This window comes from Spirosoma sp. 209 (genome assembly GCF_002006735.1).
GTDB classification, from domain to species: domain Bacteria; phylum Bacteroidota; class Bacteroidia; order Cytophagales; family Spirosomataceae; genus Spirosoma; species Spirosoma sordidisoli.
In genome coordinates this window covers 370689-385130 of record NZ_MVEC01000002.1, presented here as the reverse complement: position 1 = coordinate 385130, position 14442 = coordinate 370689, and the positions used below count along the sequence as shown (strand labels likewise).

Sequence of the window (14442 nt, the reverse complement as noted above, 5' to 3'; positions counted from 1 at the left end):
AGTTTACGGGCAGTGAACCTGAGCAACTGACCAATGTCCGGCTACCCGTAAACTGAAAGCTACAGACAGATTTTATTCTTCCCGCATGATAGAGCGGTACGTTTCGCGCATGAACACAACGATGAGGCTCAAAATAACGCCCAGCGCAATACCAATCCGCATGCCTATCGGAGTTTTTACCTGTCGGTACAGCGGGAAGGATACCGGTTCGATAATGGTAAACAGCGGAGCTTCGCGAATCAGCGACAGGCGCATGTTATCGGCACTCTGCAGGGCCTGGTAATACAGGGTGGTCAGGAAGGTCGAGTTGCGGGTCAGCTTGTTTTCGGTAATCCGACCCTGAGCCACAACCATCTGCTGGTTCTGGTCCATATACCGGGCCAGCTTGTTTTCGGTGCCCGACAGTACGCCCAACAGGGAATCGGCGCGTGAGTTGAGCAGGTCGTACATCTCGCGCGTTTTCTTCGTCTCTTTCTTGCGGTAATCTTCCTCGATCGTCTTCAGGTGCGAGGTCAGGAAGGTAGCGGTCAGCATCTCATCCTGCATACCGCAGCTCATCTCCATAAACGATGATTTTCGCTCCGGCTGGGTAACGCTCATTTCGGTAGAGATACGAGTGTAAATCTGCGACATGACGTCCTGCTCGGTCTTGGTGTACTCGCTGGGTTTCTTGGCCCGCGGGAACGTAAACGCCCGCAGGGTATCGATCTCTTCCCATTCTTCGTCCCGGATACCGCTGTACTTGATGTAGTAGTTGGCCAGCAGGTAGATCTTCCCGTTGATGGTGTCATACTGCATGAGCGTTTTCTCTACTACCGGACGAGACTTGGCGTAGATCAGGAAGTTGTCGCCCGTGAAGATATTGGCATCCGAAGCGCCCTGACTCAGGCCGAATGCGCCGGCCAGCGCACCCAGATCGCCAAAGCCCCCTCCCGATGAACCACCGCCCAGGTTGAACGTGATCGATGAGTTATAGATGGGCTTTTTCTCATGGGTAAAGTCGTAGATAAACCCAATGGAACCGCCAATGGCTGTCAGGATCAGGAGCAGCTTCCAGTTGCGCTTAACTACGTCTTTCAGTTTGAAGAGCTGTAGAACGACCGATTTGGGCGAAATCTGGTCGGGTGGCAGTGGTGGACGGGTTACCATCCCGTTCGGGTCCGCTGGCGTTGTTTTTGTCGAATCCATGCGTATTGTATGAGTTTAGTTGCCTACTCGGCTCAAGGCGATAACGGTTACAATCAGCGTAATCAGTGAGGACGCTATACCTGTAGCAGAACCCAGTACCTGTTGGGGAGTGAGCGGGTTCGTTGTCTTTTTAGGAATAACGACTTCTGATCCTGGGGCTACACGTGGATAGACGTTGAAGAACATAAATTTACGCGTACGGTCTACCGAGCCGTTGGCGTAAACGACGAATGATTTCCGGCGTTGCGACTTGGAGGTAAACCCACCGACCTGGCTGATGTAGTCCTGGAAGGTCTGGCCCGAGCGGTATTTCACCGTGTTGGGCAACATAACCTCACCCTGAATCCGAACCGTTTCGAGCAGCTTGGGTATGCGCAGTACATCCCCTTCCTGCACCAGAATGTCTTCCGATGAGCCGGGGCGTTCCATGATCTTCTTCAGGTTGATGCCGATTGATTCCGGTTTGTCGGCAACGACCGAGTCTACTTCAACAACGCCCCGACCCGTGGTGACATTATCGGCCAGGTCGCGGATCGAGCGCTGACGACGGGCAATTTCGTCTTCGCTCAGTCTGATTCGCCGAACCAGGGTAGCCCCTTCGATGTAGGCCTGCGGGGTCAGACCGCCCGCCAGACCGACCAGGTCCGATACTTTCTGATCTTTGCTCCGGATAGCATACAGGCCCGGCAGGATGACCTCGCCTTCTACCGCAGCGTAGGTCTGAACGGCGTAGTTTGGCGACCGACGAACGATAACCTGGTCGAAAGGCTCCAGCAGGAAGTTGTTCTCATCTGAGGTGGTCGACAGATCCCGGTTGATGTTGAACCGTTTGATTTCGGCAATCTGAGCCGAAGCCGAACGTGGGTCGACATCCTTTTTCCGGCGAACGATTTCGACGACCGATGCCGCAGCAGACTCCCGAAGGCCACCCGCCTTCAGCAAGGCATCGTTCAGCGTCATGTTGGCCATATAGGGAATTGCCGGATTAGGCTTGGTAACCTCGCCCAGCACGGAGATCTCAGCGGGTTCGGCCAGATCGAATTTTGACGGAATAATAACCTGGTCTTCGCGCTGCAGGATCACATCCGGATCAGTGCCGGCCATGATATTGCTCAGGTTGACCGTTATGTTTTCGATGGCGAGGTCTTCGCGGGTCCGAACAATGTTGACCCGGCCCATGAATGCATCGCCTTTCAGCCCTTCAGCGGAGCCGATCAGCTGCTTCAGTGTTTTGTTCTGATCGAGCGAGTACTGGCCTGGTCTGTAAACGGCCCCTTCGATCGTGATCTGGTTTTCGAAACGGTCGAGGAGTTGTTCGACCGACACCTGATCGCCATCCTGCATAACGAACGATTTGTATTCGGTGGACGTAACGTCAATGATTTTACGCTCGCGGTCGGTGAGCCGCTGCACCTTCACCCGACCTTTGTAAGCCGTAGCTGCAAAATCACCGGCGTAGAACAGAAGCCGGTCCAGGGTTTCGCCCGGCATCATCTCAAACAGATTATTCCGCTTGGTAGCGCCCGTGACGTCAACCCGCAGGGTGTAGGTCGAAAACCGGATATTATCATTATCCTGGAGACGGATGTCGTTCCGCTGGGTGCCGTTGAGCAGGTAATCGTATAAGTCGAGGGTAGCCGCTACGCGGTTGTTGCGGATGAGCTGCACTTTACGAAACGATCCCAGCTCGTTGGGGCCACCTGCCTGATAAATAGCGTTCATAACCGTCGAAAGCGACGACATCGTATAGGTGCCCGGCCGAAGGGCTTCGCCCGTTACCGTAACCCGAATGCTGCGGATGGTTGTCCCCAGCGATACTTCCAGGAACGTGTTTTTCGGGCCGTAAGATGAACTGCGCAATCCCACGTATTTGGTGGCCAGGCGGCTTTCCATACGCGCTTTGGCCTGCTCAACAGTCAGCCCCGATACGAAGACCGGACCGATGCCCGACTGATTGGCAAAATAAACATAGCCCTCCGACGAAACCGTTTGGGAGAAGTCGGTTTCCGAGTAACCGTATATCCGGATGTTGAGCTGGTCGCCTGGTCCAACCATGTAGTTGCGGGGGGTGGCGATACTGGTATTGGGCTGAAACGACGCTTTCAGGGCCGGATCGTTGAAGATGGCAAAGCCGAACAGTTTCCGGCGAATCTCGAGTTTCTCCTGTTCGCGGGCGAGTTCGTAGCTGCTCTTTTGTACCTCCTGGCTATTTTCTTCGTTAGGTTCGACCCCGTCTTCGTTCTGATTAACACCTTGTTCAAGGCCGTTTGGAGAACTCCGCTCGGTAGTGGTCGCGTTACCATCGGCGCCGGTGGCTGCGCCGGACCGGCCGTTGGCACCGTTTCTGCCCTGGTTCTGAAGCTGTCCGGCCCGCTGGTTAATTTGCTGCTGAACACCGGGCGGCAGGTTGTTTACGTTTACGCCGGCGGGTAAGCCACGGCCGGGTTGCGAAGAAGGAGCGGAGGGAGTGGCGCCGGGCCGGGCTGTTCCTGGTGAGGTAGTCGCTCCTCCCGCAGCGGGAGCAGGCGTTACCTGAGCCCGTACAGTCAGTCCAGTTAAGGTTAGCAGCAGATAGACCACAAACGGGGCGAGCCGCTGGAGTGGAGCAACTGGTGCGACAGAAAAAGATTTTGGCGGAAAGACGTGGTTAATTCGCAGATTTTGCATATTTTTAAGATGTCGAACAGCTCGGGTAACAGCGACGGCGAAGACCTGTATGTAACGTTGTTTTTGACCGTATAGTACACAGCACAGTTCAGTCGGCAAAGTAAGCGAACTTTTGTTGGATTTCTAATAGTTTCCTATTCAGCGGAGACTTTTCCTGCAGGCAGGGCTTGCGTATGATTTTTCCGATGTTTTGTTTACCGGGCTCGTGTATCCTCCTAGTTGTTTGATCCTTGCTTCACCGTTTTTTTTATGACAGAATTAACGAACCAGACCGTTCAGTACAACGAAGACAGTATCCGTTCGCTCGATTGGCGCGAACATATCCGGCTCCGGCCCGGCATGTATATAGGTAAACTAGGTGATGGCTCTGCCGCTGATGATGGTATATATGTCCTGTTGAAAGAAACTATCGACAATTGCATTGACGAACACGTGATGGGATTTGGTAAGACCATCGATGTGCGCGTAACGGACCATCGAATTGAAGTTCGCGACTATGGCCGCGGCATTCCGCTCGGGAAGGTGGTCGAGGTGGTGTCGAAGATCAATACGGGTGGTAAATACGACTCGGGTGCTTTCCAGAAATCGGTCGGCCTCAACGGGGTGGGTACTAAAGCGGTGAACGCGCTGGCTACTTACTTCCGGGTGCAGTCGTTTCGGGAGGGCCGTACGGTCTGGGCCGAATTTGAACGCGGAGAGCTTCAGCAGCAGGGTGATGAGCCGACCACCGAGCGCAATGGTACGCTGATCTGCTTTGAACCGGATGATACCGTGTTTAAACATTTTCATTATCGCGGGCAGTTCGTTTCCGACATGATCTGGAACTACTGTTACCTGAATGCCGGGCTGATCGTTAACTTCAACAAGCAAAAATTTGTCTCCCAGAATGGCCTGCTCGATCTGCTCAGCAGCAAGCATAAGGAAGACGACTTACGGTATCCGATCATTCACCTGAAGGGGAATGACATTGAAATTGCCCTATCGCACGGCAACGCCTATGGCGAAGAGTACTATTCATTCGTTAACGGTCAGAACACCACGCAGGGCGGTACACACCTGCAGGCGCTCAAAGAAGCCGTTGTCGATACTGTTCGTAAACACTTCGACAAAAACTACGAAACGACCGACATCCGGGCCAGTATCATTGCGGCTATCAGCGTCCGGGTTCAGGAACCCGTCTTCGAGTCGCAGACGAAAACCAAGCTGGGGTCGATCAATATGTCGCCCGAGCCCAATGCCCAGTCGGTTAACTCCTTTGTCAAGGATTTTGTAAAAGAACGGCTGGACGACTTCCTGCACATGAACCCGACCGTTCGCGACGCGATCAAGAAACGAATAGAACAATCGGAGCGGGAACGCAAGGAACTCGCCGGTATCAAAAAACTCGCCAATGATCGTGCCAAAAAAGCGAGTCTGCACAACAAGAAGCTGCGCGATTGCCGCAATCACCTGTCCGATCTGAAGGCCGACGACCGGTATCAGTCTACGTTGTTTATTACGGAAGGCGATTCAGCTTCGGGTTCGATCACCAAATCGCGGAACGTACAGAACCAGGCCGTCTTCAGCCTGCGCGGTAAACCTCTCAACTGCTTCGGATTAACCAAAAAGGTGGTGTATGAAAATGAGGAGTTTAACCTGCTGCAGCACGCCCTCGATATCGAAGACGGGCTGGAAGGGCTGCGTTACAACCGGATCGTGATCGCTACCGATGCCGACGTCGACGGGATGCACATCCGCCTGCTGATGCTGACGTTCTTTCTGCAATTTTTTCCCGAACTGGTTCGTAACGGGCACCTGTATATTCTGGAGACTCCGCTTTTTAGGGTCCGAAACCCCAAAAATCACAAAGAGACGACCTACTGCTATTCCGAAGAAGAGAAGCAGAACGCTATGAGTAAATTGACCAAGGGGGGTAAGAAAGTAGAAATTACCCGTTTCAAAGGGTTAGGCGAGATATCGCCCGAAGAGTTTGGGCTCTTTATCGGCGAGAACATGCGGCTCGAGCCGGTCATCATGGAGAAAGAAACGTCGGTGCCAAAACTCCTGAGCTATTACATGGGTAAGAACACGCCCGACCGTCAGCGGTTTATCATCGATAATCTGCGGATCGAAAAAGACGTTGAAGAAGCCGCGCTGGTGTAAGTTTTAACCCGCAAGGGTAGCAGTCGTAGGTCGTAAGTCGTAAGTTTGCCGGGCGTGAGTTACTGCTCCGACAAATTGATACGATTTACGACCTGCACGTTTTATGACCCTGGAGTCTCTCCGTAACGACATCGATGCCCTGGACGACCAGCTGCTGACTTTATTAAATCAGCGGATGGAACTGGTTCGGAAAGTGGGCGAGCTTAAGCGTACGACCAACGCCGTTATCTACCGCCCTGAGCGCGAAAAACAGATACTCGACCGGCTGCACAAACAAAACAACGGTTTGCTGAACCAGTCGGCTATCGAAGCCATCTTTCTGGAAATTTTTGCGGTTTCGCGTAATCTCGAATTGCCCGAACGGGTTGCGTACCTGGGCCCCGAAGGAAGCTTTACCCATCAGGCCGCCGAAAGTCGGTTTGGGGCCATGAGCGCCTATACCGCCTTACCAACCATCCGGTCCGTTTTTGAAAGTGTTGAGACCGGCCGGGCTCGCTTCGGGGTGGTGCCGATCGAAAATAATCAGGAAGGAGTCGTCAGCGAAGCCATCGACCTGCTGCTCGAGAAAGACCTTAGTATTGCGGCCGAAGCGCAGATTCCGGTTCATTTTACCTTTGCGACTCAGACAGAAGACCTCTCGCAGATCACCCATATCTATTCCAAAGATATTGCGTTCCGACAGTGCAGTAAGTTTCTGAACGATACCTTCGACGGACTTAAAGCGGAGCTGGTGCCGGTTGAGTCGACGTCTAAAGCCGCTAAACTGGCCGGTCAGCAGCCTTATACGGCGGCCATTTGTTCAACCATCGCGGCCAAGCTGTTCGATGTGCCGGTGCTGTTCGACAATATCGAAGATTCGGACCTCAACCGCACCCGGTTCCTGATTCTGGCCAAGAATTTTGTGAACCAGCCCAGCGGGCATGATAAGACAACGCTTATTGCCAAACTGCCCAACACCGAATCGCCGGGGGTACTGGCCGAATTTCTGCAGGAGTTCAACACCCGCCATATCAACCTGACCAAAATAGAAAGCCGTCCGTTGCGGGAGGGAGCTACGTTCCGATACTGGTTCCTGCTCGAATGCGAAGGCCACGCCAGTGACCCGGATCTACAGGATATATTGAACCACCACACGGCCGACGTCAAGCTACTGGGTAGTTACGTGCGGGTAGCCTGACCAAAACAGGCATTCGTAAAAACTACTTATTTCAATTTGCGGTTGAGGGAGTATCAGGTTTCGAGAAAAATACCAGGTCAACTGTAAACCCGAACGTAGATTCGGTACGACTCACGATGGAAGCGAACGATAAAACGGAGCGGATCATTGAGGCCCGCCTGAAACTCAAACGACGGTTTGAAGAAAAAATGGCGCAGACGCCATCCATGACCGACGCTACACCACGTGGCTCAGGCCCGGTTAATCGCCACGGCATGCCAACGGTACCCGTTGGGCAGACCGTGACGACCAAATGGCCCGTGCTCGATCTGGGTTATCAGCCCAATATCCCGCTCGATAAGTGGCAACTGGCCATCGATGGTGAGGTCAACCACCCGGTTCGGCTGAAGTGGGATGACCTGATGGCATTACCGCAAACGGAAGATACCAGTGACTTCCACTGTGTAACGACCTGGTCGAGACTGAACATTCCCTGGGTAGGGGTGCGGTTAATCGATCTGGCGGCCCTGGTTGATCCGAAAGGGTCGGCAACGCACATCATGTGCTACGGATACGACGGTTATTCTACCAATGTATCGCTCGAGGAAGCCCTCAAGCCCGATGTGCTCCTGGTGCATACGGCCGATGGCGAGCCACTCCCGCGCGAACATGGCGGTCCGTTGCGAATGATTACGCCCCAGTTGTACGCCTGGAAAGGCTCCAAATGGATAAAACGTATTGAATTTCTACCCCAGAATAAGCTTGGTTTCTGGGAAGAACGGGGCTATTCGGACACGGCCTACCCCTGGCGGAACGACCGGTACGCCTAGCCGCAGAGAGTCTACTTAAAGCGTCTTTACTTACAGGTAGGCTTCAATAAATCCGTAGCAGATCATGTGGCAGATGGTCATCTGCGCATCTTCTACGCGGCCATAGTGCGTCTCGTTGATGACGATAACCTCGTGGGCGAGATCGGCCACCTGGCCTCGTTTGCCGCCGACGAGCGCAACGGTGATCAGGCCGTTAGTTCTGGCCCATTCCACTGCTTTCACCACATTGGGCGAACTGCCGCTTACACTCAGTGTGATAACCAGGTCGCCGGGCCGGGCGTAGTTCTGAAGCTGCCTGAGGTAAACATCCTCGTAGCTGTAATCATTGCCCAGGGCGGTGATCCACGAAAGGTTTTCGTTCAGGGATATGCACCGGAATCGGTTAGCCTCTCCCCGGGCCATCATGCTGTCGGATGCACTCTTGCCAAGGTCGGTGATAAAGTGCGAGACATTAGACGCGCTGCCGCCATTACCGAACGCGAATAACTGCCGGTCCTCTTCACGGCACTGCTTCACGAGTTGAATGATGCGCTCTACCGTATCGAGCGGAATGGCATCATAAGCCGCTTTTTGCTGTTGAAGATAAGCCTGAAAATAAGACTGGTTCATGTCGGCAGGTCGGTCAATCGACAACTAATATATAGTTATAAGTAGTCATCATTCATCATCGCCAACGCCCCCGCCGGAACGGCATCTTCTCCCAGTTTGGCCAGCAGAATGATAGGAGCGGGGTGGAAGGCCTTCATCACAAAACGGGGCAGCGCCTGCCGAACCGCGGCCCGCAAGGGTTCTCCAATCAGCGAAAGTCCACCACCCAGAACAATGGCGTCCGGATGAAACAGGTGTATGGCATGGGAGAGACCCAGGGCCAGTACCGACCCTACCTGTTCGATCAGCATACGAGCTACCGGATCGCTGGCTTCATAGGCCGCATGCAGGTATTTCGCCTGTCCACGCGGAGGATGCTGTTGAATGACTCCTTCGGCCTGCGCCCCGAGTACCATAGTCTTCAGCGCCGAGTCGGGAGGTAGTTGCGGCAGCAGGTCGGCAATCTGCTGGTCAACAGCCCATCCTGATACAGTTTGTTCGAGGGTCTGCCCCGGCGACGAGTCGCCCGGAGGAACCAACCACAGTTGACCAATCTCGGCCTCACCGGGCGACGCTCCGTGGTAGAGCTGTTTATCAACCACCAGGCCACCGCCCATACCACTCCCCAGCGTTACGTAAAAAACCCGCCTGAACCCCGTAGCTACCCCTCGTCGGGCTTCGCCCAGAGCCGCTACGTTGGCATCGTTTTCAATACGAACCTGAGCGCCTGGCACCTGAGTACGCAGCCAGTCCGCGAGATCGAAACCAGCCCAGCCACCAATCTGGTGCGACGTGGCCACCCGACCCGTCTGCCAGTCGACGGGGCCACCGAAGCCAACGCCTATTGCCTGCGGAGGCTCGGGAAGCTGGGCTATTGTTGTCGCAATTTGATGCAGTATACCATCGGCGCCTGCTGAAGGGGCAACCCTAAAGCGGTAACGCTGATCGATCCAGCCGGTTAGGTCGCTGGTGACGAGTTGTATTTTTGTTCCGCCGATTTCTATGCCAAGCGTCATATGGAGGTGGGAAGGAGGTCAGCTTCGGCGACCCGCGCCCTTGCGCATGGTAGCCCGACCCAGGTAGATCTGATCGCCCTGTAAATCTATGGTTGTGTAAAACTGGTATCCGTTCTGTACGTACCGGAGCATCACCTGTCCGGCCTGATTGGGCCGGGCGTAGGCCTGAGTAGCCGCCACCAGTATCTGATCACCATTAACGATCGCCCGCACGAAAGGCAGACTGCGGGTCTTGATCTGATTGGCATTGTATTTCAGCCAGGTCTTTCCGCCGTCGTAGGAGCACTCGGTCTGTTCGTTGAGGTACGTTTCGCGGCCGTTGAAAAGATCGCCATGGTGCTTGAACAGCCGCCACAGGCCATGAATGTAATGTTCGTAACAGGCGTAGGGCCGGTCGTTTCCCAGGCCCCGCAGACCCGGGTCGGCCGGAGTGGGCTGACCCGGCACCAGGTCTTTGTGATCATCCCAGAACAGAACCCCATAAGCGCCCGTAAACCAGTAAAAGATACTCATTCCTTCGGCAATGGCGGGTGGCGCGGGGTGTTCGGCTTTACCGCTTTTTTCGAACTCGCCACTCTGGGTATTGAAGAGCCAGTGCCAGGCGATCCGTTTCTTGGACGACAGCTTCATGTTAACCTCCTGCTCCCCCAGCAGGGCAGCCAGCCAGTGGCGACTGTCGTCCGCCGTATGAGCGATGCTGTAATCGAAATCGGGGTATACGTAATACGTACCAGCCATGTGAAAATCGGCGACGTCAGCGAAGCGTTTTCCCACCAGATCGTCTGGCATACCGCGCTGCCGACTGCTGTTGGTATGCGTTGCCGGCGTATTCCAGAGCCAGTCGGGCTCGGCCATGTAATCAGACGCGCGGGAGTAGCCGAAGCTGTTATGTGGGACGGGAGCTATGGAGCCAATTTCGGTCTGCGGGCTAACGTTCTCTTTAATGGTACGGGCCAGATAGGTGTATAAGTTAGCCTGGTCCTGTTTTTTGCCGATGCTGACGCCATCATTTTCGATGTCCAGAAAAATTTTGCCAAACGTACTGATCATCGTACCCGGCGGGCAATCGCCGAAGCCGACGCAGCCTCCCCGCAGTTCCATACCGGCCTGGTAAATCGTATTCCGCGCAGCCTGATTCCGGGCGGTAGCCCTGTACAGGGTGTTTGTCGCCTGATCGCCGTTGCGAGCCCAGTCAAGCTTAAACGCATTGGCAAAGTAATCCTGATAGAGAATTAAAGACCGCTGGCTTTGTTTCAGCCTGCTCCGCCAGCCCGCCGGGGGCATACCATCGGTCCAAATCTCCTGGCCGCCGACCATACGGGTCTGGTCAAGGGCCGTAAAACCACGCCGAAACAGCTTACTCCAGTCCCGGTCAACGTGCAGGTTTCGACCGGCTCCGCAGAACGTAATGGTCTTGGTTGCCGGTACGGTAAAATCGTCGACAACGTCGATGTTGTAAAACCCTTTACGGCTGGCTGGCGTTGGGTTGAACCGGGCGCGGGGCGTGGCCGTTAGGGGAGTCGGCGCGGGTAGCGGATCGGTCTGCAGAACGGCTGCGGGTACCGGCGGTGCCGACGGGCGCAGCCACCAGAAGCCGAACCCCGTCAGGCTGGCTATAAAAAACGACAAAACTAGTTTCATGCTGGTTTTCACTGAAGCCGAAAAAAAGAAGTCAACATATCGCACTGCTCGATCGCTGGCCTGGTTATTCGTCGATATACCGTCTGGTGATCGGCTGGTACGAGTCAATCCGACGATCGCGGAAATAAGGCCAGGTCGTGCGGTACTTCTCCGACAGTGCCAGGTCTATCTCCTGCACGTGTACAACTTCCTGGTCGTGCGGAGCCAGGTAGAGCAGGGAACCGAACGGATTGGCCACAAACGAGCCGCCCCAGAACTGCTGATCCGCTTCGCGTCCAACCCGGTTGACAGCCACGACGTGAACCCCGTTTGCAATGGCGTGGCTCCGCTGAATGGTTTGCCAGGCGTTATACTGTTCGGTATTCTGAGCCGGGTCAGGCTCATTGGTGTCCCAGCCGATGGCAGTGGGGTAAACCAACAGCTCGGCGCCCATCAGCGCCGTTATGCGGGCTGCTTCCGGATACCACTGGTCCCAGCAGATCAGCACCCCCACACGGGCATACTTCGTGTCAAAAACCTTATAGCCCAGATCGCCTGGGGTGAAGTAGAACTTCTCGTAATAGCCCGGATCGTCGGGAATGTGCATTTTCCGGTACTTGCCTAGGTAGCTGCCGTCGGCGTCCAGAACTGCCGTCGTGTTGTGATATAAACCGTGCGCCCGTTTCTCGAACAGCGAAGCTACAATGACAACGCTCAGTTCGGCGGCTACCTGCCCCAGCCGCTCGGTGGTTGGGCCCGGAATGGCTTCGGCCAGACTGAAATTGTGATGATCTTCCACATCGCAGAAATACAGCGATGTGAACAGTTCCTGCAAACAAACGATCTGGGCGCCTTTTTGGGCTGCTTCCCGAATGCCGCTGATGGCTTTCTGAATGTTCGACTCGACATCGGCCGAGCAACTCATCTGGACTAAACCAATATTGACTTTCTTAGACATGATGCAAAAGTAGAGCGTTCTGTCATGACAACGCCTATTTTCAACAAAAGTCTGAGCAGGCGGGTTCGGGGTAAAAAGAGAGTTCGTTGCTCACGTCAAATGGGCGTTGAAAGCAGGACTTCTACCCGATTTGAGGTAATGCTGGACATGCAGACCTGGACCTACAGGGAACTGCTCGAAGCCAAACGACATTATCAGGCCGAACGTAAGGCAGCCCCGGCGGTCGGCAAAAAGGGTACATGGCAGCAGGCAACTGGGGAAGGTCAGCACTTACTGTCATCACCATGGTTCTGTCAACCCTTTGGCAGTCCGCACCAAACGGGCTTAAACAAACGAACACAGGTGTGATGTCAGTCCTACGACCCGGCAGCGCACTGCAGACCCCGGTCAAATCGATAATGCAAGTATATAATACCTCTTTACAGATACCGACCTATAGTCTGGAGCCGGACGAGCTGATGGGTAGTAAACAGCTTCGAATCTATAACTACGACGGTAGTATGCCCGGCCGGAGTGATTTGCTGGTGCCGCATCGGAAAGATTATTACCTGCTTGTGTTTATTCGGCAGGCCGAAAGTCGTCAATGGATCGATATGGTGCCGTACACGCTAAAAGCTAATACGTTTTACTTTACTGCGCCGGGCCAGATCATCGTTAAAGAAGGAATCAATCAACTGTGGAGTACGGGTATTGCGTTCACGGATGAATTTCTGGCTCTCCAGGAAAACGCTTCGCTGCGTAAACTGCCGCTTATTCAAAACCCGTACAACGGCCATGAATTGCAGCTGAAGGATACCGATGTTCGGTTCGTTGAAGACCTGTTGACTAAAATCTGCCTGGAGACGCAGCAACCCGGCGATTTCCAGCAGCGGATGATGAGTGCTTACATTACCGTATTGCTGACCTACATGAGCCGCCTGTACACCGAACAGTTTACGGGCGAAGAGCCCTCAGCCGATAAACTGCTGCTCCGGCAATTTCAGGCGAAGATTGAGGAGAACTTCTGGTATCGGCACGAGGTGGCTCAGTATGCCTCTATGCTGCATCTGTCGGCCGGGCACCTAAGCGAGATTGTGAAAAGGCAAAGTGGGAAGCCCGCGATCAAACACATCCATGAGCGACTGGTACTGGAGGCCCGGCGGCTGCTTTTTCATACGCAGCATTCACTTAAGGAAATCGCCTTCAGCCTTGGGTTTGCCGAGGCTTCTTACTTCACCCGTTTCTTCAAGCGCGAAACCGGTCAGACCCCCGCCGACTACCGGGCCACCATCCGTAAAATGTACCAGTGATGCCGCAGAATGTGTGCCGGACAGGCGGCTGAGGAGCGGTACTTTTGTGCTGTCAAAACAACCTGATCATGAAAACAGCACTGATAACAGGAGCCAACAAAAGCATCGGTTTCGAAACCGCCCGGCAGCTACTGCAACATGGGTATTATGTCTACCTGGGAAGCCGTGATGGACAAAAAGGACAGCAGGCCGTCGACCAGCTTCAATCGGAGGGTCTCTCCGCCGTCGAACTCCTGCTAATCGACGTTAACAACCTTGACTCGATAAAGGCAGCCCGCGAAACACTGGGTCAGAAAACCCCGGTGCTGGATGTGCTGGTCAACAACGCTGGGGTCGGCGGTAATTTACCACAAGAAGCCATCAGTACCGACATCAGCCTGTTTCGGCAGATATTTGAGACCAATTATTTTGGTGTCATCGGTGTCACCCAGGCCTTTATCGACCTGCTCCGGCTGTCGCCCGAACCCAGAATCGTTAATGTTACTTCTGGACTGGGTTCGCTGGAGCTGCATAATGATCCGACCTGGCCGTATTACGCGGTTAAGCCCGCTTGTTATGTGTCGTCGAAAGCGGCTCTCAACGCCTACACCATTGTGCTGGCTTACGAGCTGCGCGACACCCCGTTCAAAGTAAATGCCGTTGATCCGGGCTATACCGCTACCGACTTTAACGGCCACAGCGGACCCGGAACCGTGCCGGATGCTGCTGCCAGGGTAATAAAAGCAGCTATGCTGGGACCGGAAGGTCCGACCAGCCAATTCTTCAGCGATGACAACGCGCCGGAAACGGGTATTAGCCCGTGGTAACTATCGACTGATCACCCGTACAGTCAGCACGGGTGATCAGTCGATAGTTACCTATTCAGAAGCGGGGACACGAGGTCTTAACCTGACGCAGGTCAGGTGATCGAACTGATAAAGTAGGATGACGTCTGGTTACTGTTTTCGGTATGTAGGCCTGGCTAATGCTGAGGCAGATGGGTAGGGTA

At 54.4% G+C, this 14442-nt stretch carries 11 protein-coding genes; 5 read left to right on the top strand and 6 right to left on the bottom strand.

The window, feature by feature from the left end; genetic code table 11:
* Positions 1-72: 72 nt before the first annotated feature.
* Both B1C80_RS04805 and B1C80_RS04800 read right to left on the bottom strand, forming a co-directional pair.
* A complete protein-coding gene (locus B1C80_RS04805) occupies positions 73-1188 on the bottom strand; it encodes a hypothetical protein (RefSeq protein WP_077919916.1) in 1116 nt (371 codons plus the stop codon).
* A gap of 15 nt (positions 1189-1203) precedes the next feature.
* Positions 1204-3855 carry an SLBB domain-containing protein gene (locus tag B1C80_RS04800; protein ID WP_077919915.1) on the bottom strand — a complete coding sequence of 884 codons (2652 nt, stop codon included), beginning with the start codon at positions 3853-3855 and terminating at the stop codon, positions 1204-1206.
* Positions 3856-4104: 249 nt separating this feature from the next.
* Between B1C80_RS04800 and B1C80_RS04795 the strand changes: the two genes are divergently transcribed.
* The 3 genes from B1C80_RS04795 (at position 4105) to B1C80_RS04785 (ending at position 7983) form a co-directional block, all read left to right on the top strand.
* Entirely contained in the window at positions 4105-5997 is a 1893-nt protein-coding gene (locus B1C80_RS04795; protein WP_077920100.1) for a DNA topoisomerase IV subunit B, read from the top strand.
* Positions 5998-6100: 103 nt separating this feature from the next.
* Positions 6101-7174 carry a prephenate dehydratase gene (pheA, locus tag B1C80_RS04790; RefSeq protein ID WP_077919914.1) on the top strand — a complete coding sequence of 358 codons (1074 nt, stop codon included), beginning with the start codon at positions 6101-6103 and terminating at the stop codon, positions 7172-7174.
* A gap of 116 nt (positions 7175-7290) precedes the next feature.
* Entirely contained in the window at positions 7291-7983 is a 693-nt protein-coding gene (locus B1C80_RS04785; RefSeq protein ID WP_077919913.1) for a molybdopterin-dependent oxidoreductase, read from the top strand.
* A gap of 30 nt (positions 7984-8013) precedes the next feature.
* Here the strand turns inward: B1C80_RS04785 and B1C80_RS04780 are convergent, their stop codons facing one another.
* The 4 genes from B1C80_RS04780 to B1C80_RS04765 all read right to left on the bottom strand — a co-directional run bounded on the left by B1C80_RS04780 (position 8014) and on the right by B1C80_RS04765 (position 12165).
* On the bottom strand, positions 8014-8592 hold the full coding sequence (locus B1C80_RS04780; RefSeq protein WP_077919912.1) for an SIS domain-containing protein: 579 nt from the start codon (positions 8590-8592) through the stop codon (positions 8014-8016).
* 35 nt (positions 8593-8627) lie between these two features.
* Entirely contained in the window at positions 8628-9587 is a 960-nt protein-coding gene (locus B1C80_RS04775; RefSeq protein ID WP_077919911.1) for an ROK family protein, read from the bottom strand.
* An 18-nt stretch (positions 9588-9605) separates the two neighbouring features.
* Entirely contained in the window at positions 9606-11228 is a 1623-nt protein-coding gene (locus B1C80_RS04770) for a hypothetical protein (RefSeq protein ID WP_077919910.1), read from the bottom strand.
* Between the two features lie 64 nt (positions 11229-11292).
* The gene (locus B1C80_RS04765) at positions 11293-12165 is read right to left on the bottom strand and encodes a carbon-nitrogen hydrolase (protein WP_077919909.1); all 873 of its coding nucleotides are present in this window, start codon (positions 12163-12165) and stop codon (positions 11293-11295) included.
* Positions 12166-12563: 398 nt separating this feature from the next.
* On the opposite strand from B1C80_RS04765, the gene B1C80_RS04755 reads away from it, so the two are divergent.
* On the top strand, positions 12564-13454 hold the full coding sequence (locus tag B1C80_RS04755) for an AraC family transcriptional regulator (protein WP_077920099.1): 891 nt from the start codon (positions 12564-12566) through the stop codon (positions 13452-13454).
* 68 nt (positions 13455-13522) lie between these two features.
* Positions 13523-14260 (top strand): SDR family oxidoreductase, encoded by a 738-nt coding sequence (locus B1C80_RS04750; RefSeq protein ID WP_077919907.1) that lies wholly within the window; start codon positions 13523-13525, stop codon positions 14258-14260.
* Positions 14261-14442 lie beyond the last annotated feature (182 nt).